Below are 22,518 nucleotides of genomic sequence, written 5' to 3' on the forward strand. Positions count from 1 at the left end.
AAGTGGTATGAGCAGGCGCCCGGTTTCTGATAACATGCCGCCATCTTGATTTCTTATGCTTTTTGACGCGAACCTGTCGTAACGATAACTATGACGACTCTATACACAGCCCTGCTCTATCTGATCCAGCCTTTTATCTGGCTGCGCCTGTGGCTGCGCGGTCGAAAAGCCCCGGCCTATCGTAAGCGCTGGGCGGAACGCTATGGCTATTGCAGTGGCAAGGTCGAGCCGAACGGTATTGTGCTGCATTCCGTCTCGGTGGGAGAAACCCTCGCCGCCGTTCCGCTGGTGCGTGCGCTGCGTCATCGTTATCCGACCCTGCCGATCACCGTCACCACCATGACCCCGACGGGTTCAGAGCGCGCACAATCGGCATTTGGTAAAGACGTGCATCACGTCTACCTGCCGTACGATCTGCCGGGTGCCATCAATCGCTTCCTTGATACGGTCAACCCACGGCTGGTGATCATCATGGAAACCGAGCTGTGGCCGAATATTATTCGTATTCTGCATCAGCGCCAGATTCCACTGGTGATTGCCAACGCACGCCTGTCCGAACGTTCCGCCAAAGGCTACAAGAAGCTGGGTGGCTTTATGCGCGACCTGCTGCAAAGTATCACGCTGATTGCTGCGCAGAATGAGGAAGATGGTGACCGTTTTCTCAGCCTTGGGTTGAAGCGCTCGCATCTCGCGGTGACCGGTAGCCTGAAGTTTGATATTTCCGTCACACCAGAACTGGCTGCCAAAGCTGTGACACTGCGTCGTCAGTGGGCACCGCGTCGTCCGGTGTGGATCGCCACCAGCACCCACGATGGTGAAGAAGCGATTGTGCTTGATGCGCATCGTCGTCTGCTGGCGCAGTTCCCTGATTTGCTACTGATTCTGGTGCCACGTCATCCGGAACGTTTTAAAGATGCCTGTGAACTGACGCAAAAACGCGGTTTCAGCTTTACGTTGCGCAGCAGCGGCGAAATCCCATCCAGCGCTACCCAGGTGGTGATTGGCGATACCATGGGTGAACTGATGCTGTTGTACGGCATTGCCGATCTGGCCTTTGTTGGCGGCAGCCTGGTGGAACGTGGCGGGCATAATCCACTCGAACCCGCTGCTCACGCTATTCCGGTCCTGATGGGTCCGCACATCTGGAACTTCAAAGATATCTGCGCCAGGCTGCAACAGGCCGAGGGGCTGATTACGGTTACTGATGTTGTGTCGCTGGAGAAAGAGGTCGCCAACCTGCTACAGGATGATGACTACCGCCGTTATTATGGCCGCCACGCGGTGGAAGTGCTGCACCAAAACCAGGGCGCATTACAGCGTCTGCTACAGTTACTCGAACCCCATTTACCGCCGCGAGCCCACTAATGTCGCAACGCCAACGCCTCTCCGTGGTAATGATCGCTAAAAATGAAGCTGCATTGCTGCCGGAGGCACTGACCTCCGTTAGCTGGGCGGATGAGATCATTGTGCTGGATTCCGGTAGCCATGATGCTACCGCAGACGTCGCCCGCCAGCACGGTGCGCAGGTTTATCAGGCCGAAGCCTGGGCCGGGTTTGGCAAACAACGTCAGCGCGCACAGGCGAAAGCCAGCGGCGATATGATTCTGATGATCGATGCCGATGAGCGTGTCACCGCGCCGCTGCGCAGTGCTATCGAGCAGGTTCTGCAACAACCTCCGGCAAACACCGTTTATAGCCTGAGCCGCAGCAACCTGTTTCTTGGCCGTTTTATGCGCCATAGCGGCTGGTATCCGGATCGCGTGATGCGTCTCTATCCACGCCATCTGAGCTACAACGACAATCTGGTGCATGAGTCGCTGGAAACCCAGGGCGCACCCGTGGTCGTCCTGCCGGGTGATTTACAGCATCTCACCTGCCGCGACTTGGTGGCGTTCCAGCGTAAGCAGCTGAATTATGCCGAAGCCTGGGCGCAGGAGCGTTTTCAGCGTGGTAAACGGTGCGGGCTGTTCTCCATCTTTAGCCATACACTGGGCGCTTTCCTGAAAACCCTGCTGCTGCGTGCAGGTTTTCTTGATGGTAAACAAGGCTGGATTCTGGCGGTGGTCAACGCACAGTACACCTTCAACAAATATTCGGCGCTCTGGGCGCTGCATCACACCTCAACACAAGGCCGCGTATGAGCACCAAAGCGATTTACCCCGGCACTTTCGATCCCTTCACTCTCGGCCATATGGATATTGTCACGCGCGCAGCACAGATGTTTGACCACATCGTGGTCGCGATTGCTGCCAGCCCGAGTAAAAAACCGCTGTTCAGCCTTGATGAGCGTGTTGATATGGCACGCCAGGTAACGGCCCATCTGGGTAATGTTGAGGTGATTGGTTTCAGCGACCTGATGGCAAACTTTGCCAAAGCGCAGCAGGCTAACGTGCTGGTACGTGGTCTGCGAGCGGTGTCTGATTTCGAATATGAGCTACAGCTGGCGCAGATGAATCGCCATCTGCTCCCCACCCTCGAAAGTGTATTTTTGATGCCGTCGGAAGGGTTCTCGTTTGTCTCTTCTTCGCTGGTCAAAGAAGTGGCGCGTCACCAGGGGGATGTGCAGGCATTTCTGCCTGCCGTGGTCCATCAGGCGCTGCTCAGCAAGCTGGCGCAGCCTTAATGCTGGCAGCGCGGGCACCAGAAGGTGCTGCGTTGCCCATGCTTCCCACTGACGATTGGCGTGCCACAGACACGGCATGGCTCGCCAGCCCGACCATATACCTGTAATTCCTGAGCAAAATAACCGGGCTTACCGTCGGTTTGCAGGAAATCACGCAGCGTGGTGCCGCCCTGTTCAATCGAACGCAGCAACACAGCCTTAATGGTATTTGCCAGCAGCATGGCTTCTTCTTTGCTCAGACTCATGGCCAGACGATCGGGAATGATCCCGGCAGTGAACAACGATTCGCTGGCGTAAATATTACCGACGCCCACCACGACTTTGTTATCCATCAGCCACTGCTTAATCACCGTGCGTTTGCCGCGCGATTTTTCAAACAGATAGTCGCCATCAAAATCATCGCTCAACGGTTCAGGACCGAGATGCGCCAGTACACTGCTGCCCGCTAAGTCGTTACTCCACAGCCAGGCACCAAAACGGCGTGGATCGGTGTAGCGCAGCACTTTGCCGTTACTCATCACCAAATCAACGTGGTCATGTTTCGCTGCGGGCATTTCGCCAGGCAACATACGCAGGCTACCGGACATGCCGAGGTGAATGATGATCCAGCCGGTGGGCAACTCCAGCAGCAGATACTTCGCGCGACGCTGCACGCTCAGAACCGGCTGGTCGCTCAGCGCGTGGATTTCACTGGAAACCGGCCAGCGCAGACGGGAATTGCGTACGACGGCATGCAGAATGGTTTCGCCCACCATGTGGGGCTCGATACCGCGTCGGCTGGTTTCTACCTCTGGTAATTCAGGCATCTCATCTCCTCAACGAACCGCAGAAACAAAAAACCCGGCCGAGGCCGGGTTTTTCGCAGAACACTAAAATTACTTAATTTTAGCTTCTTTGTAGATCACGTGCTGACGTACAACCGGATCGAACTTTTTCAGTTCCAGTTTCTCAGGTTTAGTACGTTTGTTCTTCGTGGTGGTATAGAAGTGACCTGTACCAGCAGAGGAAACCAGCTTGATCTTCTCACGAATACCTTTAGCCATGATTCAGTTCCTTAGTACTTCTCACCACGGGCGCGGATTTCGGCCAGAACCGTATCGATGCCCTTCTTATCAATAACACGCATACCTTTAGCAGATACACGCAGAGTAACGAAGCGCTTCTCGCTCTCAACCCAGAAACGGTGTGAGTGCAGGTTCGGCAGGAAACGGCGTTTCGTCGCGTTCAATGCGTGGGAACGGTTGTTACCGGTCACCGGACGCTTTCCAGTTACCTGGCAGACTCGTGACATGTCTATTCTCCAAAAATCAAATCAGCTCGAGCTTTAAAAACATAGGTTTTGGCCGCCTCGTCAGGCCTTAGCCCGCCCAGGCGAGTTCCATGTGAACCCGCTAAGCTGGCCCAAACGCCAAACCCGAGATTCTCAAAGGTGGCGTAGTATACGCCGGTCAGCGCTGGTGCTCAAGTCCCGAACAAATAAAGATCCCTCTGGATCGGGTAAAAACACACCGTTTCTTCAAGTTTAGCGCTCAAAATTACAGCCAGCCGCGCTCAGCAAAAGAGATAAACTCGCCATGACCGATCACCAGATGATCAAGCAAGCGGATATTCAGCAACGAACACGCTCTGGTGATTCTTTCGGTAATTTCACGGTCGGCCCGGCTAGGTTCGGCAGAACCGGAGGGGTGATTATGCGCCAGAATCACCGCAGCCGCGTTGAGTTTCAATGCTTCACGTACGATTTCGCGAGGGTGGACTTCAACGCTGCTTATCGAACCGGAAAACATTTTCTGCGCCTGCAATACACGGTGCTGATTATCGAGAAAAAGTACCATGAAGATTTCTCGTTCCTGATGTGCCAGCACACTTTGCAGATAGTGATGCGTGACCTGAGGATTATCCATCACATTTTCACGCGCCAGCTGGCTGGCAAAAAAACGTCTGGCCGTCTCAGCCACTGCCTGAAGCTGCGCCATCTTGGCCATACCAACACCCTTAACACCTGCAATATCCTCTTTGCTGGCGCTCATAATGCCGTACAGAGAGCCAAATTCATTCAGCATCTGCCGCGCCAGCAGCATCACGCTGACGCCACATGAACCGGTACGCAAAAAAATCGCCAGCAGTTCCTCATCATCTAATGCTTCAGCCCCATGTAACGCCAGCTTCTCTCGTGGTGCCAGTTCCATTTTCACCCCCTCTCCCTTGCATAGCGACTATCCTGCGAGCCTGGCACAATGAAAGCCAGAGCGTTAAAGACGTTTTCAGAGCCGCCTCGCAAAGGCCGCAGGCAGTGGAAAAGGGGACCCGGCGATTTTGTGGTAAAGTTGCTGCATCTGTCGTGCCGGGCCACGGCAACCTGCTTTGAGTTGAGGCGATTAAAATGACGGGATTAGCTGGAAAGAAAATTCTGCTGGGTGTCAGTGGCGGCATCGCCGCTTATAAAGCGCCGGAATTGGTGCGACGCTTGCGCGATCGCGGTGCCGATGTGCGTGTGATGATGACGGAGGCGGCCAAAGCCTTTATCACGCCACTCAGCCTGCAAGCGGTGTCCGGTTATCCGGTGTTTGACGATCTGCTCGACCCGGCGGCCGAGGCCGCGATGGGCCATATCGAGCTGGCAAAATGGGCAGACCTGATTGTGCTGGCCCCCGCCACCGCCGATCTGATTGCCCGCGTTACCGCAGGCATGGCTAATGATCTGGTGACCACCACCTGTCTGGCGACGGCGGCCCCCATCGCGGTGGTACCCGCCATGAACCAGCAAATGTATCGCGCTGCCGTGACTCAGGAGAATCTGCAACGTCTGCATGCGCGTGGCGTACTGATTTGGGGGCCAGACAGCGGTAGCCAGGCTTGTGGCGATATCGGCCCTGGCCGCATGCTCGACCCGTTGGCCATTGTGGCGCATGCGCTGGAATGGGCGTCGCCCGTCAACGATCTGCAACATCTCAACATTATGATCACCGCCGGCCCGACCCGTGAGGCGCTGGATCCGGTGCGCTACATCACCAATCACAGCTCGGGCAAAATGGGTTTTGCCATTGCTGCCGCAGCGACAAAACGCGGCGCGAAAGTGACGCTGGTGGCCGGACCGGTTACGCTGCCGACGCCGGCATGGGTGCAACGTGTTGATGTCACTACCGCTCAGGAGATGGAAGCGGCGGTGATGGCGCAAATCAGCCAACAACATATTTTCATTGCCAGCGCAGCCGTGGCAGACTACCGGGCGGCAAATATTGCCGCGGAGAAAATCAAAAAACAGGGTGGCGATGATAAAGTCACGCTGCAACTGGTGAAGAACCCCGACATCGTGGCCGGTGTGGCAGCACTTAAAACAGGGCGACCTTATGTCGTCGGGTTTGCCGCCGAAACCCGTAATGTGGAAGAATACGCGCGGCAAAAACGGGTACGAAAAAATCTCGACCTGATTTGCGCCAACGATGTGGCAAAAGCGGGCCAGGGGTTCAATAGCGACACCAATGCTCTTCACCTTTTTTGGCAGGAAGGAGAGAAAGTCTTACCGCTCAGTGATAAGACGCTCCTTGGCCAACAATTATTAGACGAGATTGTCAGCCGTTATGATGAAAAAAATCGACGTTAAGATTCTTGATGCGCGTGTGGGAACCGAGTTTCCACTGCCAACTTATGCAACCTCGGGTTCAGCCGGACTGGATTTACGCGCCTGTCTGGATGAAGCGCTGGAAATCACCCCAGGCAGCACCGTGCTGGTGCCAACCGGCCTCGCCATCCATATTGGCGATCCCAGCCTTGCCGCGGTGATTCTGCCGCGCTCCGGCCTCGGCCATAAGCATGGCATCGTGCTGGGTAACCTGGTCGGTCTGATCGACTCAGATTACCAGGGGCAACTGATGGTTTCGGTATGGAACCGTGGTCAGGACAGCTTCACTCTCCAGCCGGGCGACCGTCTGGCCCAGCTGGTATTCGTGCCCGTGGTTCAGGCTGAATTCAATCTGGTGGAAGATTTTGACGCCAGCGTGCGTGGCGCGGGCGGCTTCGGTCACTCTGGCCGTCAGTAACACGCGCTTTTCGCTCACGCCTCTGCCCTTTTTTCTTTTCCGCTCTGTGTGCACTGGACACCGGGCAGAAGCGTGAGTGTTGCCTGTTTTTGGTGAATTTCAGGGGTCTTGAAGGTCATGGCAGAAAAAAAGGTCGCGAAACGGAACCGACGCGAAGAAATTTTGCAGGCACTGGCGCAAATGCTGGAGTCAAGCGATGGCAGCCAGCGTATCACCACCGCGAAACTGGCGGCGAATGTAGGCGTTTCTGAAGCGGCGCTTTATCGTCACTTTCCCAGCAAAACGCGTATGTTTGACAGCCTGATCGAGTTTATTGAAGACAGCCTGATTACGCGCATCAATCTGATCCTGAAAGATGAAAAAGAAACGGAAGCACGCCTGCGTTTAATCGTGCAACTGATTCTGGGATTTGGTGAGCGTAATCCAGGGCTGACGCGTATTCTGACGGGCCACGCGCTGATGTTTGAACAGGATCGCCTGCAGGGGCGCATCAATCAGCTGTTCGAACGTATTGAAGTGCAGCTGCGGCAGGTGATGAAAGAGAAGAAGATGCGTGATGGCGAGGGCTTCCAGACCGATGAAACCCTGCTTGCCAGCCAGCTACTGGCCTTTTGCGAAGGGTTGCTGTCGCGCTATGTTCGCTCTGAATTTCGCTATCGCCCCACGGCGGATTTTGATATCCGCTGGCCGTTGCTGGCGGCGCAACTGGTATAACCGGGTTTATATTGTAACGGCGCGATAAATCGCGCCGTTAGTCCTTAAATCCCGTACTCTTTACGATACGCACGCACCTTCGCCAGGTGGTCCGCCATCTCCGGTTTCTCTTCCAGATAATCAATCAACTCAGCCAGGGTAATAATCGCGGTAACTTTGCAGCTGTAATCGCGTTCCACTTCCTGAATCGCGGAGATATCGCTGCGGCCTCGCTCCTGACGATCAAGGGAAATCAGCACGCCAGCCAGGGTGGCGTTGTGAGCATTGATGATATCCATGGATTCACGAATCGCGGTACCGGCGGTGATAACGTCATCCACCAGCATCACTTTCCCCTGCAACGGGCTACCAACCAGCAAACCACCTTCGCCGTGATCTTTCGCTTCTTTGCGGTTAAAGCAGTAAGGCACATCGCGGTCATGGTGATCGGCCAGCGCGACGGCCGTGGTCGTGGCAATCGGGATGCCTTTGTAGGCCGGGCCAAACAGCAGGTCAAAATCAACCCCACCGTCCACCAGCGCCTGAGCGTAAAAACGGCCTAATAACGCCAAATCGCGCCCGGTATTAAACAGACCGGCATTGAAGAAATAAGGACTTTTGCGTCCCGATTTCAGGGTGAACTCACCAAACTTCAATACCCCTTTGTTCAGGGCGAACTCAATAAACTGACGCTGCCAGGCTTTCATTTCTCACTCCTCAAATAAAGAAAAGGCGACTCTGTGGTCGCCTGTTACATCAATCTGCTAACGCCGCTTTCTGCGTCTGAATCAGCTGCTCAATACCGCCGCGCGCCAGCGCCAGCAACTCCAGCAACTCTTCATGACTGAACGGCTCGCCTTCTGCGGTGCCCTGCACTTCAATCATGCGGCCATCTTCCAGCATCACCACGTTCATATCGGTCTCAGCGGCGGAGTCTTCCACGTACTCAAGATCGCAACGGGCTTCGCCTTCAACGATGCCAACAGAAATGGCGGCAACCATGCCTTTTAACGGGCTGACTTTCAGTTTGCCATCGGCCACCAGCTTATTCAGCGCATCAGCCAAAGCCACACAGGCACCGGTAATGGACGCGGTGCGCGTGCCGCCGTCAGCCTGAATCACGTCACAATCCAGCGTGATGGTGTATTCGCCCAGCGCCTGCAAATCCACTGCAGCACGCAGTGAACGGGCGATCAGACGCTGAATCTCCAGCGTGCGGCCACCCTGCTTGCCTTTGGCCGCTTCACGCGCCATACGGCTGTGGGTAGAACGCGGCAACATACCGTATTCGGCTGTTACCCAGCCCTGCCCCTGACCTTTGAGGAAACGCGGTACGCCTTCGTCAACGGTGGCAGTGCACAGCACTTTGGTTTCGCCGAACTCAACGAGAACCGAGCCTTCGGCATGTTTGGTGTAGTGACGAGTGAGGGTGACGGGACGCACCTGGTTGACGTGTCGGCCTGCTGGACGCATGGTTTCTCTCCGGCTTACTTAGGTTTGGCTGCGCATTATACGGACTTCCTCCGCGGCTGTCCTGTCCTGCGGCGGCACAATCACAGATGAAATTCTGCCCGCACTGTGGCTAAATGCGCGCTTTCCCTCTTAAAAAAGATAAATGATGACAGCGATACTCCATTTCCTGCTGGCGCTGGTGGTGATCTTTGCCCTCGCGCTGCTGGTCAGTCATGACCGCAAACAAATTCGTCCGCGTTATATTATTCAATTGCTGCTGGTGGAAGCAGCGCTGGGCTGGTTTTTCCTGCACTCCGCCAGTGGCCTGGCGGTGGTTAGCTCCGTCGGTGGCTTCTTCGAAACCCTGCTGACGTTCGCCGCACAGGGCAGCGATTTCGTGTTTGGCGGCATGAGCAAACAGGGCCTGGCATTTATTTTCCTCGGCGTACTTTGCCCGATTGTGTTTATTTCTGCGCTGATCGGCATTCTGCAACACTGGCGCATTCTGCCGCTGCTGATTCGCCTGGTGGGCACCCTGCTGTCGAAGGTCAACGGCATGGGCAAGCTGGAATCTTTCAATGCCGTCAGCACATTGATTCTGGGTCAGTCAGAAAACTTCATCGCCTATAAAGGCATCCTGGGCGATATTTCCGCACCCCGCCTCTACACCATGGCAGCAACGGCAATGTCTACCGTGTCGCTCTCCATCGTTGGCGCGTATATGACGATGATCGAGGCAAAATACGTCGTTGCCGCGCTGCTGCTGAATATGTTCAGTACCTTTATCATCCTGTCGATCATCAACCCAACGCGTGCCCAGGACGAAGAACATATCGCACTGGATAAATTGCATGAGGATCAGAGTTTCTTTGAAATGCTGGGCGAATACATTCTCGCTGGTTTCAAAGTCGCGATGATTATTCTGGCGATGCTGATTGGCTTTATTGCGCTGATTGCTGCCGTGAACGCGCTGTTCGCCGCCGTATTTGGCTACAGCTTCCAGCAGTTACTCGGTTATGTGTTTTATCCGTTTGCCTGGTTAATCGGCATTCCATCGGCCGATGCCTTGCAGGCAGCCAGCATCATGGCGACCAAACTGGTGGCGAATGAGTTTGTGGCTATGATCGAGTTGAAGAAAGTCGCTGCAGAGATGACGCCACGCGGTCTGGGGATTTTGTCGGTGTTCCTGGTATCGTTCGCTAACTTTGCCTCAATCGGTATTGTCGCCGGTGCGATTAAAGGGCTGAACGAAGCGCAGGGTAATGTTGTATCGCGGTTTGGCTGGAAACTGGTATACGGTTCAACGCTGGTCAGTTTGCTTTCGGCGGCCTTTGCCGGATTGTTTATCTGATAAATAATGGCGACCCTGAGTCGCCATTTTCTTAGAAGCCAACGCAAACCAGGCCATCAACACGCATCACCGATTCCTGACTGAAGCGTTTTTTGTAGATATCGCGCAATGCGTTGATGTTGTCTGAGCTGGCGCGATCTGGCGTATGAATCAGCATCAGCGCTTTGCTGTTTTCACGCGCCAGCTTGCCATTCTCCCCCAGCCACTGCCCTTTCGCGTTATAGACTGAGAGCCCATCTTTGAAACGCGGCGTCACATCACTATCGACAAAGTGTTGCCACTCCTGCTCACTCACCGTCCCCCCCTGTGGCTTACTCATGCCGAACCACAATGTGGTCTGCATCATCATGTCACCACCGGCACAAACCGGCATTGGCGTACTGGTCGGTGCCGATTGCGTTATTGTCGTGGGGTGTGTCTGGCAGCCTGCCAGCAGCAATGCCAATGCAAAAGATGTGATAAATTTTGTTGCCATACAGATTTCCCTGAACTGAATGCCCGTCGCTATCATAGGTCTCTGGTACGAAAAGGCCAGTGCTTAGCGCCTGTATTGCAGGCTTTTACCTGTCATGCCAAAGCGTACCTCGCTATAATTCACTAAATTTTCTTCACACGAGTGTCGCTTATGATCCGTAGTATGACCGCTTATGCACGTCGCGAAGCCAAAGGCCACTGGGGCAGCGCCGCCTGGGAGCTACGTTCCGTTAACCAGCGCTACCTTGAAACCTACATCCGCCTGCCGGAGCAGTTCCGCAGCCTGGAGCCAGTGATTCGCGAGCGCATCCGCAATCGGCTGACGCGCGGCAAGATCGAGTGCAACCTGCGTTTCGATGCCGATCCAGGTTCACAAGGCGAACTGATTCTGAACGAATCGCTGGCAAAACAGCTGGTTCAGGCGGCTAACTGGGTCAAATTGCAGAGTGATGAAGGTGCGATCAATCCGCTGGATATTCTGCGCTGGCCGGGTGTGATGTCCGCCAAAGAGCAGGATCTCGACGCTATCAATGCCGAGCTGCTGGCCGCTCTGGACGGTGCGCTGGATGACTTTATCGCCGCACGCGAATCAGAGGGTGCCGCGCTGAAGACGTTGATCGAACAACGCCTTGATGGCGTAAGCCAGGAAGTCAGCAAAGTACGGACGCAAATGCCGGAAGTACTGAAGTGGCAGCGCGAGCGTCTGGTCACCAAACTGGAAGAAGCCGAAGTCCAGCTGGAGAACAACCGTCTGGAACAGGAACTGGTGATGATGGCGCAGCGCATTGATGTGGCAGAAGAACTGGACCGCCTCGATGCGCATGTTAAAGAGACATACAACATCCTGAAGAAGAAGGAAGCGGTCGGCCGTCGCCTCGACTTTATGATGCAGGAATTCAACCGCGAATCGAATACGCTGGCGTCGAAATCGATTAACGCCGATATCACGGCTTCTGCGATTGAGCTGAAAGTGTTGATTGAGCAGATGCGTGAGCAGATTCAGAATATTGAATAAGAAATTACAGAGATTTAATCGCTAAAACCCACTTTTTAGTGGGTTTTATATTTTTAATAAAAAAACAACAAGACCGGGCAGACAAAATAAAAATCAAAGGCAGATATATTTTCTCACTCCACCCGAAATGATGCATGACTGATAAATTCATGACAAACTCATGAACCAAAAAAAATAAAATTAATTATTGAAATTAACGTAAACGTCCTTACACCACGGAAAGCTGGCCCCGCAGGTATTAGCAGAACATTTTACCACGCATCATATTCAGAAAAACATCAAGGTAATTAACAAACTCACAACCCTTGCCGTACTCTGACACCTGAAATACCATCATAGCTCAAAGGCGACTTTCTCATTCACCTGTCAATTCTATTGGTTCTTAACGCGTTTATTAATAAAAAGGAGTTTAAGCATGGCATCAAGCTTATTTATGCGCGTCGATGGTATCAGTGGCGAATCTCAGGATGCAGACCATCAGGGCTGGATCGATATTCTGTATTTTACCTGGGGAGCATCCCAACCTGGCAATATGCATACCGGAGGAGGCGGAGGGGCTGGTAAGGTGAGTTTTAAAGATCTCAGCGTCGTCGCCTACATTGATCGCGCCACACCTCCGCTATTGAAATACTGCGCCAGTGGCAAGCATATCAGCAAAGTGGAAGTCGTCAGCTGTAAAGCGGGTGGAACGCAGATGGAATATTGCCTGATCACGCTGGAGGATGTGCTGATGACCGATATTAATTTCAGCGGCAGTCAGGGACCAGACGGTATAGCTATGCGCTATGGCTTTCAGGCAGCAAAAATCAATTATGCCTATTGGGAGCAGGCTGCCAACGGCGGGAAAGGCCCGCAGACCTCTACGGGCTGGAACATCAAGGAAAACCGCGAGATCTGAAAAGGAGATTCACGCATATGAACATCCAGATTACCCCGGAATTGCTTCACAGAATCGCTCAGCCCTACAGGAGCAACCTGCAAAAGCGGGACGCCCAGAACACCAATATTCAGGCACTTGCTCCAGCGATGAACTGCTGGTTTCCAGCTTATAGCATCACAACAAAACTTCGTGTAGCGCATTTTTTGGCGCAATCCTGCGTAGAAACAGCTGACTTTACCGCCATGACAGAGTACCCCGCACGCGGCGGTAAAGAATATGAACCTGATACACGAGCCGGACAGCGGGTGGGCAACCACTATCCCGGCGATGGTCCGAAGTATATCGGCAGAGGGTTACTGCATCTGACCGGGCGCGATAATTACCAGAAATTAAGCCGAAAATTAGATGAAAATCTGGTTGAATATCCTGAGAGGGTTGCCAGTGATTATTCACTGGCAGTCAGAACCGCTTGTGAATTTTGGGATTCGAAGGGGCTAAACAGTTATGCTGACCTGGATGACTTTGACACTATAACGTACAGGATAAATGGTGGTGATAATGGCAAGGAGCATCGGGAACAGGCATTACGCAGAATCAAAAAAATACTACTCCTTTAGCAAATAAAAGGGGCATCGCCCCTTTATTCTTTATCGGGAAGAAAAATCATATGTATGACCTTCAATGGTGTCAGAAATTACATATATTTTTTCCAAATCCACCCCACAGGCTTGAGCTTCTTTATCATCTTCAGGCCAATTACCCTTGGCCACCGCTGAGTAATATTCAGCGATTGCCTTAAATCCTTTACTGGATTCAATAAGATAATATTGTCTGTATAAATCCATCTTCAGATATTGAACCCTCATGCCGCTTTTTTCAATATCCGCTGCGGAAAAGCCGTCTCTTTTCGCCCGTCGATACATCAGCCGTTCAGCCTCTTCTTTACTTATTTTTTCGGAAGAAAGACGGATGATTTTTCTGGTGACACCCTTACCAATAATTTCTTTAAAATATTTATTTAGTGTTAGCGATGTTTCCGAATTTTCATTTAGGCTATCCGTGATTCCACCCACTATCCTCGCATCCGTATCCTTCGAACAGTCCGGCCCGGTGAACACTTTCTCCGCCGCCTGGCCCGTGCCAGAAAACGCCAGCAGCATAGCTATCAACATACCCTTTTTCATTTCCTATATTCCCTCATAGTAGACCGGGCCAAAGGATACCATCCGTGAACATGTATTTCTGTGCTCATCCCCCCACAGTCTGTCAGGCCTTAGTGCTGAATCAGCCGCATTTCTGTTCGCTAGTCGATTTTTTTCATCGCGCAACGTAAATAATGCGTAAAGATACGTACCCATCCATGTCTTTATGGCACATTTATTCTCCGCTTCGCTTACGCTAAGAATCACCCGATTCAGGTATAATTTGCTGTAATTCAAGATAAATCTGTATATTCTCACCGAAAATATTCGTGAAAATCACCCACTCAATGAAACCGATCAATCCTCAGGATTGCAGACTTTAGGTTTTTTTGGGGGCACTATTTGCTAATCTTCCGGTCGAATTTAAGACTGCTGTACCGCCTTGGGAACTCATGGACCTGCTTCTTTGTGCGATACACCCACTTATCACATGAAGGCATTATGAAAAAAACCGGGCAGTTCTGCTCTAAACTCCTCCACCCGCGCTACTGGTTTACCTGGTTTGGGCTGGGTGTGTTATGGCTGCTGGTGCAGCTTCCTTATCCGATACTGATTCGTCTTGGCGCTACCGCGGGCAAGCTGTCACGGCGCTTCCTGAAACGCCGCGAGCGCATTACCCGTCGCAACATTGAATTGTGCTTCCCACGCATCAGTGAAGAAGAAAAAGAGATGATGATTGCGGGCAACTTTGCCTCGCTGGGCATGGCACTGGCGGAAACTGGCATTGCCTGGTTTTGGTCCGACCGCCGGGTGCGTCAGTTGTTCCAGGTCAATGGCATGGATAACCTGCATACGGCACAGGACCATAAACGTGGCGTGATGGTTATTGGCGTGCATTTCATGTCGCTTGAGCTGGGAGGTCGCATCACCGGGTTGTGTCAGCCCATGATGGCGATGTACCGCAAACACAACAATCAGGCAATGGAATGGGCGCAAACCAAAGGCCGCATGCGTTCCAATAAAGCCATGATTGATCGTCGCGATCTACGCGGCATGGTGCAGGCGCTGAAACAAGGCGAAGCGGTATGGTTCGCTCCGGATCAGGATTACGGTCCGAAGGGCAGCGTGTTTGCTCCTCTGTTCGCTGTAGAGAAAGCCGCCACCACTAACGGTACCTTTGTGCTGTCGCGTCTGGCTCGTCCGGCGATGCTGACTATCGTGCTGATTCGTAATCCGCAGAAAAATGGCTACCAGCTAATCATCCAGCCGGAACTGGAAAACTATCCGCATGACGATGAGTCCGCCGCCGCTGCCTACATGAATAAAGTGATCGAGCGCGAAATTCTGCGTGCGCCGGAGCAATATCTCTGGCTGCATCGCCGTTTCAAAACCCGCCCACCGGGTGAAGCATCGCTCTACGTCTGATCAAATGCAGCAGGCTGCGGCCTGCTGATTTACCTGCCAAAAACATTTAACAACCATTCTTAACGAAAAACAGGTTTGTCAAATTTTGCACAGCCTTTTGTAATGGTCACCATTTCCTCTTCCTGACCAAATATATGACTCTGTTTTTTTCTTCACCTCGGCAAGCAATGCTCGCAATTGCTGTTGCCAGCGCGCTGCTGACAGGTTGTGCGAATCCTCATGGCTTACATACCAGCAACCATATGCTTGATGCCAATAGCTTACAGGCACAAGACACATTGAAAAATGCGCATTTCAGCGCTGCCAACTGGCCGAAAACGCAGTGGTGGCAGAGCTTTGGCGATCCTCAGCTTAATCACCTGATTGGTGATGCGATGGCCTCCAGCCCGGACTTGCAGGTGGTAAACGCCCAGGCTGATAAAGCCAATGCGCAGGTTATTGCCGCCAACGCAGAACGTTATCCGGATGTTGACCTCAACGCCGGTATCACCCGTTCACGCATCGCAAAAGTGGACGATCCACTGCTGCAGGGCAAAAGCTATAGCACGCTGCGCACTGCCAATGTTGGCCTGAGCTACACCTTTGATTTATGGGGCGGGAAGAAAGATGCCGCTGAAGCTGCACTTGGTCAGGCTCGCGCCAGCGAGCTGGATCGTCAGGCCAGCCAGCTAACTCTGGCCGCTAACGTAACGCGCGCCTGGAACAACCTCAATCTGGCCTGGACCAATGCCGACCTGGCAAAACAGGCCGCCGATCGTGCCAACGGCATTGCTAAAATCCAGCAGCAATATGTTGCTGCCGGACTGACGTCGGACTATCAATACAAGCAGGCGCTGTCACAGCAAAAAACCGCCGAAGCAACCCTGACTGAAGCGCAGCAGAACGTGACTGATGCGGGCATACAGCTTTCCATCCTGATCGGCAAAGGGCCGGATTACTGGCATAACCTGAAACCAGCGAAACTGAATGTCCCGACCGCGGCCCTGCTGCCGGGTAGCATTCCCGCCGATTTGCTGGGCCGACGCCCGGATGTGGTGGCTGCACGCTGGCGTGTAGAAGCATCGGCGAAAGACATTGCCGCGACCAAAACCGAGTTCTATCCCAACATCAACCTGGTGGCGGAAGCCGGGACACGTTCGCTGCTGGGCGATGCCTTGTTCGGTGCACCGAGTCGTTTCTTTAATGTCGGACCCAGCCTGTCCCTGCCGATTTTCGATGCCGGTAAACGCCGCGCTGATTTAGCTGAAAGCAACGCCAACTGGGATCTGGCTGTCGCGCAGTACAACAAGTTGTTGATCAGCTCACTGGGTAATGTCAGCGATACCATCACCCAGTTGCAGTCCATTCAGGACCAGCTGGCCCAGCAGGAAAGCGCCGATCAGCTGATTCACAGTTCCTGGGACGACCTGAATCGTGAATATGCGGCGGGCCTGCGTCCTTATCTTGACGTGCTGACCATTCAGAATCAGTTAATCGAATCTGATCAGAAGCTGGCTGCGCTGAAAGCTCAGCAGATCAATCTGGCGGTGGTGTTGATTGAAGATCTGGGTGGCGGGTTCCAGAACAGCGAGACTGCACCACACAGTTAAGCGCATGACTGGCATTCTGCCGCGCGATGATGAATGATGGTCCGCTCAGTGGATTAACCGGCGGACAATCATGATGGAACACGATGCTGAGGCTGGCTGGTTGCGGCCTCTTATTGCTGACAGACTTACCCCCTTTCTGGAAATTGATGCAGCGCGACTGCTAAACAATCTCCAGCAGATGCAACAAAAAGCCGATGCGGCTGGTGTTGCGCTACGGCCTCATATCAAAACCCATAAAAGTGTCTGGATCGCCCGACAACAACGCGCTCTTGGCGCTCGCGGCATTACGGTTTCCAAACCGAGCGAAGGGGTGGCTTTTATTTTAGGCGGAGAGCGTGACCTGCTGCTGGCTTACCCAATTGTGTACGCCGACACCCTGACAGAGTTGCTGCAGGTCGCGGTGGAGAATCAGGCACGGATTACCTGCATTGCCGATAGCCTGAGTGGTGTGGCAGCAATTGCTGCGGCGCACCAGCAGCAGCCGTCTGCTGATCTGGCTATCGCCATCAAAGTGGATGTTGGATTGCATCGCGTGGGGGTTGATCCTCATAGTGATGCCGCGCTGAAGCTGGCCGCAGCCATCACCGATGCGCATCTGCCGTTCGCTGGACTGGTTTCCCACGCTGGCCACGCCTACGGTGCCGGTCATCCGGCTGCCATCGGTGAGGTAGCCCTGGAGGAAATCGCGCTGATGCGTGATGTTCAGCAACGTCTGATTGCTGCGGGGTTTGCTCCCTGTCCTGTCTCCGTCGGCTCTACACCTACGGCTCTGGCAGCTCCGGTGGCGCCAGGGACGGATGAAATCCGTCCGGGAAACTATGCGCTGCTCGATCTTACGGCATGGCGTTTAGGGTTGTGTTCACCGGATGCACTGGCATTAAGCGTGGTCACCCGTGTTGTGGCGGTAAACCCGCATTACGCCATTATTGATGCCGGATCCAAGATGCTCAGTTCAGATAAAGGCCCGCATGGCACCAATGCCAGCGGCTTCGGTATCGCGGTTGATGAACAGGGTAACCAGTTTGAGGTAGTGAAACTGTCGGAGGAACATGGATTCCTGCAATTCGGCCAACAGGCTCCGTCACCCGGCACGCTATTACGCATCTTCCCCAACCATAGCTGCGCCGTAGTTGCGCAGTCCGACCGCTTTGTGTTGCGCGATGCTGATGGCCAGGCTGAAGTGCTTAATATAGAAGGACGCGGCAAGTTCATTTAACCGCTGCGCTTTTTCCGGAAACACCTTCTGCACCACACTTCCAGAACCGGGCCGTTTCCAGCCCGGTTTTCACATGCTTTAATGCCTCTTTGTTCGCTCAACAGGAGGTCCCATGCTGCCATCTCAGACTGTGACTCTGACCATTCCACGTAATTGGTTAGATTTATATGAAACCATCTGGAAACCTGAGTTTTTCGCGAAATGGGCGAGCGGGCTAAGTAGCAGCACGCTAACGCAGGATGGGAATGTCTGGAAAGCCAAAGGACCGGAAGGCACGGTGAAGATTCGTTTTACACCGTATAACCCCTTTGGCGTGATGGATCACTGGATTGATACCGGCATCGGTAAAGAGATCTATATGCCTATGCGGGTGATTGCTAATGAACAGGGGGCCGAGGTGGTGATGGTGGTTTATCGCCAGCCACTGATGTCTGATGACAAGTTTGCACAGGATGTGGCCTGGGTTAAACGTGATCTGGATAACCTTCTTCACTTATTAACCCATTAGAATCAATAAATTATAAACGACCACCTCCTTAAGGTTAAGTTGGTCGTAATCGGCACGATTAAACAATTTTTTTACAGCAAAGCGTTTAACAATTCCGTACTTTTTATGGCTGTCTCCCCTGCTAATCACCAGTCTGGCTAACGGTTCCATACCAGGAAAATTCCTGGTGTGGGAGTCAGCGACCTGGCCCAGCATCGCTGATTTTTCATCGTTTTTCTGAGCAGAGCAAATTGATGCTTTTAGTCGGTCAGAGCAATGACAAAAAAGACTAATAAATAATACATCGCTGCGCTTATATATACTGATGCAAAGTCTGAAACCATTTATTCCTGAGTCTCATTTATAGGAGTTTTCTTATGGTGTTAATTTAAATAAAACACGGTATAACTCCCTTACACACAGCAGCACTTAATAATAACAACAGCAGGGTAATAACATGGACCGCTCAACCTATCCTTTATTGTCAGAAAAAGAATTCGTTGAGATAGCCAGACGGATTCTGGTTGGAGAATATAATAATGAAAAAGGATTTTATTGTGATCTGGCGGATTTCCTCCTGACCGGAGGCGATACTGCCCTGACACAAAAACAATTACACACCAGGGGCATTTATTTAAGTTCAGAACATCATTTAATTGAATGCATCATTACATGGCAATCGCTGAAAGGCATTTCAGGATTGCGCCAGGATTCGCTGCATTGATGAAATCTGTGCTCTGGCCTTGCTGCCCGGGCGACCCTCAATTTGCACTGGTACATGTACCATAACGAGCAGATTATGACGATACGAGAAAGAAGCCTGACCGGCCCAACCAAGTGGTCAATATTGTCATCAATTAAAATTGTCGGTATTGGTGTATTACAACTGTCCCTTCTGGCACAAATACTACAGGCAAATGAATTAAATTTACTTGCGATCGCTATCGCTTGTTTGTTGGTTATTGATACGTTATCCGATCGTGGATTTGGTAACTCAGCCATCAGAAACCAGAATTTAAGCGAAAGCGATCTCTCCGTATTATATTGGGGCAATGTATTATTCGGATTGTTAATTTTCGCCGTACTGTTTATTGGTAGTGATATTTTTAGCCGCATGATGAACCAACCTGAGTTGGCAGTTATGCTGGAAATGATATCGGTAATTTTTATCATTATTCCCCAGGGGCAACATTATCGCGCCATATTACAACGGGAAAAACAATTCACACGGATTGCGTTTACGGAAACATCATCGGTGCTGGTGGGTTTGGGCGTGACGCTATTCACCGTCTGGCTGACACCCTCTGTGCTGTGCGCCATCTGGGGCTACCTGGCGATGGTTTCAATCCGCATGCTGGTCTACTGCTACTACGGCCGCTCCTGGTTTCAGCCAGAGTACCGTTTTAGCCTGAAAAGCTTCGCCGATGTGCGAGCAAGAAACGGATAATAAAAACAAGTCTGTATGGTGGGCTCTGGGCATCTGAGAAGATGCGTTCGCGTGCTGCTAGCCAGCACGCTTTTTTCTTTTCTCTCTGCCACCACTTTTCCTCATAGCCACTCAGGCAAAGGCCGACAATCACCCTTCCCCCTGCTTCGGAATTCGAAATTCGCATCATTTTTTATAATGCGAATATGAAACCACCTCTCATCAAACCCCAAAAAATAAGCCCAATCACGCTACCATTATCAAATAAGCTAATCCGATGAGGCTGTTTTAGAAAATCTCAGTGGTCTACACTCTGGGAAATCTTTAGCCTTGCCGCCAATCATCTGGAGTGCTCTATGCTGTTAACCGTTCTCTACATTATTGGTATCACCGCCGAAGCGATGACCGGCGCGCTGGCGGCGGGCAGGCGAAAAATGGACCTGTTTGGTGTCATTATTATCGCCTCCGTCACAGCCATCGGTGGCGGTTCAGTACGCGATATCCTGCTCGGCCATTATCCGCTGGGTTGGGTCAAGCATCCCGAATACATCATGATTGTGGCCGCTGCTGCCGTGGTGACGACGGTGGTGGCCCCACTGATGAATCACCTGCGTAAAGCTTTTCTGGTACTGGATGCCCTGGGCCTGGTGGTCTTTTCCATCATTGGTGCTCAGGTGGCGCTGGATGGCGGCCATGCCGCGGTAATTGCCGCCATCAGCGCGGTGATTACCGGAGTATTTGGCGGCGTACTGCGCGATATGTTCTGCAACCGCATTCCGCTGGTGTTCCAGAAAGAGCTGTATGCCGGTATCGCGTTCGCTTCTGGCTGGCTCTATATCCTGCTGCTGAAAACCTCACTGGCGAATGAGGTGGTGGTGATCATCACCCTGTTGTTTGGTTTTATCGCTCGCCTGCTGGCGCTGCGTTTCCGCCTCGGCTTGCCCATTTTCAACTACCCCCACCCCGATCATTGACGCACCTGCGGGGATGTCCTGTTGCTGCAGGAAAGTAATGAGTTGCTGCAGGTGTTGATCCTGCAGCATCGCCACCAGCCGCTGTGCCAGAGTGCTACCTATACCTGGTAATTGTTGCCAGCTCTCAACCGTTCGCGCCTGTAACTGCTGCCACTGACTGTCGGGCATGGCCTGCAATGCCGCGCGGGGTATCGGTAAACCCAGTGCAATCACCCATCTGCGCAGAGGTTGATGTCGCGTCAGATTAAAACGGTGCCAGATTTGCTGTGCGCGTGCCGCTGAAATCCCCGCCACCTGCGAAATTTGTTCTGGCGTGAGGTCCAGCCAGGAAAACAGATGCGTGATAGTTCCGCTGTCCATCAGACGTTGCCAGCTGCTGCGATGTACACCATGAATATTCAATACAGATTTCTCGCCGAGCCAGCTCAGACGCGAAAGGAATTGCGCACGGCAGGATGTATTGAATGTCAGACAAGTAAGTTCGTTAAACTCCCCGCTTTGCGGCGCTGGCGGGTACTCACGCTGCGCCACGCGCCATATCACCCGTTCGATATGTGGAATACCCAACCCGGCGAGAGTCAGTGTGACCTGATCTCCTGCAATCACATCCAGCTCACGCCAGCGTCGCAGCGACCCGAGATTGACCCGGCGTACGGTTTTATCATCCAGCTGTACCGGGATAAGGTTTAGCACTACCGCGATTTTCCCGGTACGCCCGACATTGAACTCCACGGAGCGGACTTCACTGCTGACCTCTGCGGGTTGATACTTCCACGCCGCAGACCAGTCCCCCATCCCAGGTTGCCAGTCTCGCCCCCTGCGACCAGGTGACTGGTGGATCACAATACCATCCGTCACGAACGGCAACGCCCCGTGAAACCAGCGGTCACGCCAGCTTTCGACATCGTCCTCATCATGGACAGGTTCGCTCCAGCGCTGCGACAGACCAAATCCCCAGCGCGATAATTGCGTCAGCCGTTCCTCCATGGTTGCCGGGCCATCCGGCCAGGCCCAGACAAAAACACCCAGTTGAGCCAGTAGCGGGCTTGTTTCGCGACGCATCATCGCACCCGCAACCTGCGCACGAGCATTCCTGCCACCGTCACGCGCCTGTTGATGATCGTTCATTTGCAGGAACAATTCCCCCTGCAGCACGACCTCCTCCAGCGTCGTGTTGATCTGTTGAGGAATGGCCGGAATCTGTGTGGCCTTCTCATGCCAGTCTTCACCTCGCCAGCCATCTCCCCGGCTCACCATCGATACCAACTGTCCCTGCCGATAAACCAGGGTGATAGCCACACCATCAACCTTCGGTTGCACCCACAGATCGGACTTATCCTGCATCCAGTCAACAACGGCTCGCTTATCACGCAGTTTGCGTAAGCCGGTGTGCGCCACCTGATGCTGCGTACTGCCATCCGTTGTGGGGAGGGCAACATAAGCGTCCTGAGAGGATGTGAAACAGTGCTGCCAGCTCTGTAATCGTTGCTGCAAACTGTCGTAATCGGCATCACTGACCAGATTTTGTCCCTGCCGGTAGTACGCATCATCCCAGTGGCGCAATTGGGTTTGTAACCGGGACATCTCCTGCCCGGCACGTCCCGGCGACCAACCGGGGCAGACCGCCTGAGCCGACAATCCTGCGCTGAATAGCCACAACAACAAGACGCTATATCCTTTCATTTTTGCTCTCCTTTTTTCTTAATTGGAGAACAGGGCGCCCTTGCCTGC

At 52.9% G+C, this 22,518-nt stretch carries 26 protein-coding genes; 17 read left to right on the top strand and 9 right to left on the bottom strand.

Features of this window, described 5'->3' with window-relative positions; genetic code table 11:
- The first annotated feature begins 90 nt into the window (after positions 1–90).
- The 3 genes from waaA to coaD are packed head-to-tail and all read left to right on the top strand — an operon-like array spanning position 91 to position 2,623.
- Entirely contained in the window at positions 91–1,365 is a 1,275-nt protein-coding gene (waaA, locus tag AC6I8X_RS19740) for a lipid IV(A) 3-deoxy-D-manno-octulosonic acid transferase (RefSeq protein WP_313681771.1), read from the top strand.
- Positions 1,365–2,141 (top strand): glycosyltransferase family 2 protein, encoded by a 777-nt coding sequence (locus AC6I8X_RS19745; RefSeq protein WP_313681769.1) that lies wholly within the window; start codon positions 1,365–1,367, stop codon positions 2,139–2,141. The genes waaA and AC6I8X_RS19745 overlap by 1 nt, the downstream gene beginning before the upstream one ends.
- Complete coding sequence (gene coaD, locus AC6I8X_RS19750; protein ID WP_299448554.1) at positions 2,138–2,623, top strand: pantetheine-phosphate adenylyltransferase; 486 nt, start codon at positions 2,138–2,140, stop codon at positions 2,621–2,623. Before AC6I8X_RS19745 ends, coaD begins: the two co-directional genes overlap by 4 nt.
- On the opposite strand, the gene mutM is transcribed toward coaD, so the two are convergent.
- From mutM to radC, 4 genes are all read right to left on the bottom strand, one after another.
- Positions 2,620–3,429, bottom strand: coding sequence for a bifunctional DNA-formamidopyrimidine glycosylase/DNA-(apurinic or apyrimidinic site) lyase (gene mutM / locus AC6I8X_RS19755; RefSeq protein WP_497840332.1), 810 nt, complete (start codon positions 3,427–3,429; stop codon positions 2,620–2,622). The genes coaD and mutM overlap by 4 nt on opposite strands.
- A gap of 69 nt (positions 3,430–3,498) precedes the next feature.
- The gene (rpmG, locus tag AC6I8X_RS19760; protein WP_001051798.1) at positions 3,499–3,666 is read right to left on the bottom strand and encodes a 50S ribosomal protein L33; all 168 of its coding nucleotides are present in this window, start codon (positions 3,664–3,666) and stop codon (positions 3,499–3,501) included.
- A gap of 11 nt (positions 3,667–3,677) precedes the next feature.
- On the bottom strand, positions 3,678–3,914 hold the full coding sequence (gene rpmB, locus AC6I8X_RS19765) for a 50S ribosomal protein L28 (protein ID WP_013511031.1): 237 nt from the start codon (positions 3,912–3,914) through the stop codon (positions 3,678–3,680).
- A gap of 244 nt (positions 3,915–4,158) precedes the next feature.
- Complete coding sequence (gene radC, locus AC6I8X_RS19770) at positions 4,159–4,812, bottom strand: RadC family protein (protein WP_497840333.1); 654 nt, start codon at positions 4,810–4,812, stop codon at positions 4,159–4,161.
- Between the two features lie 194 nt (positions 4,813–5,006).
- Here radC and coaBC point away from each other — a divergent pair, with 194 nt between their 5' ends.
- The 3 genes from coaBC (at position 5,007) to slmA (ending at position 7,377) form a co-directional block, all read left to right on the top strand.
- Positions 5,007–6,227 carry a bifunctional phosphopantothenoylcysteine decarboxylase/phosphopantothenate--cysteine ligase CoaBC gene (gene coaBC, locus AC6I8X_RS19775; RefSeq protein WP_497840334.1) on the top strand — a complete coding sequence of 407 codons (1,221 nt, stop codon included), beginning with the start codon at positions 5,007–5,009 and terminating at the stop codon, positions 6,225–6,227.
- Entirely contained in the window at positions 6,205–6,663 is a 459-nt protein-coding gene (gene dut, locus AC6I8X_RS19780; protein ID WP_313681761.1) for a dUTP diphosphatase, read from the top strand. The genes coaBC and dut overlap by 23 nt, the downstream gene beginning before the upstream one ends.
- Before the next feature lie 117 nt (positions 6,664–6,780).
- Positions 6,781–7,377 (top strand): nucleoid occlusion factor SlmA, encoded by a 597-nt coding sequence (gene slmA / locus AC6I8X_RS19785; RefSeq protein WP_299449075.1) that lies wholly within the window; start codon positions 6,781–6,783, stop codon positions 7,375–7,377.
- A 44-nt stretch (positions 7,378–7,421) separates the two neighbouring features.
- On the opposite strand, the gene pyrE is transcribed toward slmA, so the two are convergent.
- Both pyrE and rph read right to left on the bottom strand, forming a co-directional pair.
- Entirely contained in the window at positions 7,422–8,063 is a 642-nt protein-coding gene (gene pyrE / locus AC6I8X_RS19790; RefSeq protein WP_208716932.1) for an orotate phosphoribosyltransferase, read from the bottom strand.
- Between the two features lie 49 nt (positions 8,064–8,112).
- Complete coding sequence (gene rph / locus AC6I8X_RS19795; protein WP_497840335.1) at positions 8,113–8,829, bottom strand: ribonuclease PH; 717 nt, start codon at positions 8,827–8,829, stop codon at positions 8,113–8,115.
- 145 nt (positions 8,830–8,974) lie between these two features.
- Between rph and AC6I8X_RS19800 the strand changes: the two genes are divergently transcribed.
- Positions 8,975–10,159 (top strand): NupC/NupG family nucleoside CNT transporter, encoded by a 1,185-nt coding sequence (locus AC6I8X_RS19800; RefSeq protein ID WP_497841055.1) that lies wholly within the window; start codon positions 8,975–8,977, stop codon positions 10,157–10,159.
- 31 nt (positions 10,160–10,190) lie between these two features.
- On the opposite strand, the gene AC6I8X_RS19805 is transcribed toward AC6I8X_RS19800, so the two are convergent.
- Positions 10,191–10,634 carry a DUF3574 domain-containing protein gene (locus AC6I8X_RS19805; RefSeq protein WP_299449081.1) on the bottom strand — a complete coding sequence of 148 codons (444 nt, stop codon included), beginning with the start codon at positions 10,632–10,634 and terminating at the stop codon, positions 10,191–10,193.
- A 150-nt stretch (positions 10,635–10,784) separates the two neighbouring features.
- Between AC6I8X_RS19805 and AC6I8X_RS19810 the strand changes: the two genes are divergently transcribed.
- The 3 genes from AC6I8X_RS19810 (at position 10,785) to AC6I8X_RS19820 (ending at position 13,145) form a co-directional block, all read left to right on the top strand.
- Positions 10,785–11,648, top strand: coding sequence for a YicC/YloC family endoribonuclease (locus AC6I8X_RS19810; RefSeq protein WP_497840336.1), 864 nt, complete (start codon positions 10,785–10,787; stop codon positions 11,646–11,648).
- 415 nt (positions 11,649–12,063) lie between these two features.
- Positions 12,064–12,546, top strand: coding sequence for an Hcp family type VI secretion system effector (locus AC6I8X_RS19815; RefSeq protein WP_313681746.1), 483 nt, complete (start codon positions 12,064–12,066; stop codon positions 12,544–12,546).
- 17 nt (positions 12,547–12,563) lie between these two features.
- Entirely contained in the window at positions 12,564–13,145 is a 582-nt protein-coding gene (locus AC6I8X_RS19820) for a glycoside hydrolase family 19 protein (protein ID WP_497840337.1), read from the top strand.
- A 30-nt stretch (positions 13,146–13,175) separates the two neighbouring features.
- On the opposite strand, the gene AC6I8X_RS19825 is transcribed toward AC6I8X_RS19820, so the two are convergent.
- Positions 13,176–13,712, bottom strand: a complete 537-nt coding sequence (locus AC6I8X_RS19825; protein WP_497840338.1) for a hypothetical protein — start codon at positions 13,710–13,712, stop codon at positions 13,176–13,178.
- A 459-nt stretch (positions 13,713–14,171) separates the two neighbouring features.
- Here AC6I8X_RS19825 and lpxP point away from each other — a divergent pair, with 459 nt between their 5' ends.
- From lpxP to AC6I8X_RS19860, 7 genes are all read left to right on the top strand, one after another.
- A complete protein-coding gene (gene lpxP / locus AC6I8X_RS19830) occupies positions 14,172–15,095 on the top strand; it encodes a kdo(2)-lipid IV(A) palmitoleoyltransferase (protein ID WP_497840339.1) in 924 nt (307 codons plus the stop codon).
- Between the two features lie 167 nt (positions 15,096–15,262).
- Complete coding sequence (locus AC6I8X_RS19835; protein WP_313681738.1) at positions 15,263–16,684, top strand: efflux transporter outer membrane subunit; 1,422 nt, start codon at positions 15,263–15,265, stop codon at positions 16,682–16,684.
- Positions 16,685–16,757: 73 nt separating this feature from the next.
- Entirely contained in the window at positions 16,758–17,900 is a 1,143-nt protein-coding gene (locus AC6I8X_RS19840; RefSeq protein WP_497841056.1) for an alanine racemase, read from the top strand.
- A gap of 112 nt (positions 17,901–18,012) precedes the next feature.
- The gene (locus AC6I8X_RS19845; protein WP_313685433.1) at positions 18,013–18,408 is read left to right on the top strand and encodes a polyketide cyclase; all 396 of its coding nucleotides are present in this window, start codon (positions 18,013–18,015) and stop codon (positions 18,406–18,408) included.
- Between the two features lie 436 nt (positions 18,409–18,844).
- Positions 18,845–19,111: a hypothetical protein gene (locus tag AC6I8X_RS19850; protein WP_313685431.1), complete on the top strand. Its 267-nt coding sequence runs from the start codon at positions 18,845–18,847 to the stop codon at positions 19,109–19,111.
- A gap of 75 nt (positions 19,112–19,186) precedes the next feature.
- Positions 19,187–19,834: an oligosaccharide flippase family protein gene (locus AC6I8X_RS19855; RefSeq protein WP_299449104.1), complete on the top strand. Its 648-nt coding sequence runs from the start codon at positions 19,187–19,189 to the stop codon at positions 19,832–19,834.
- A 335-nt stretch (positions 19,835–20,169) separates the two neighbouring features.
- The gene (locus AC6I8X_RS19860) at positions 20,170–20,787 is read left to right on the top strand and encodes a trimeric intracellular cation channel family protein (RefSeq protein ID WP_208716941.1); all 618 of its coding nucleotides are present in this window, start codon (positions 20,170–20,172) and stop codon (positions 20,785–20,787) included.
- On the opposite strand, the gene ligB is transcribed toward AC6I8X_RS19860, so the two are convergent.
- Entirely contained in the window at positions 20,668–22,470 is a 1,803-nt protein-coding gene (ligB, locus tag AC6I8X_RS19865; protein WP_497840340.1) for an NAD-dependent DNA ligase LigB, read from the bottom strand. The genes AC6I8X_RS19860 and ligB overlap by 120 nt on opposite strands.
- Positions 22,471–22,518: the final 48 nt, after the last annotated feature.

It is taken from the genome of Pantoea sp. X-Soil-TKNS-1280 (genome assembly GCF_059730475.1).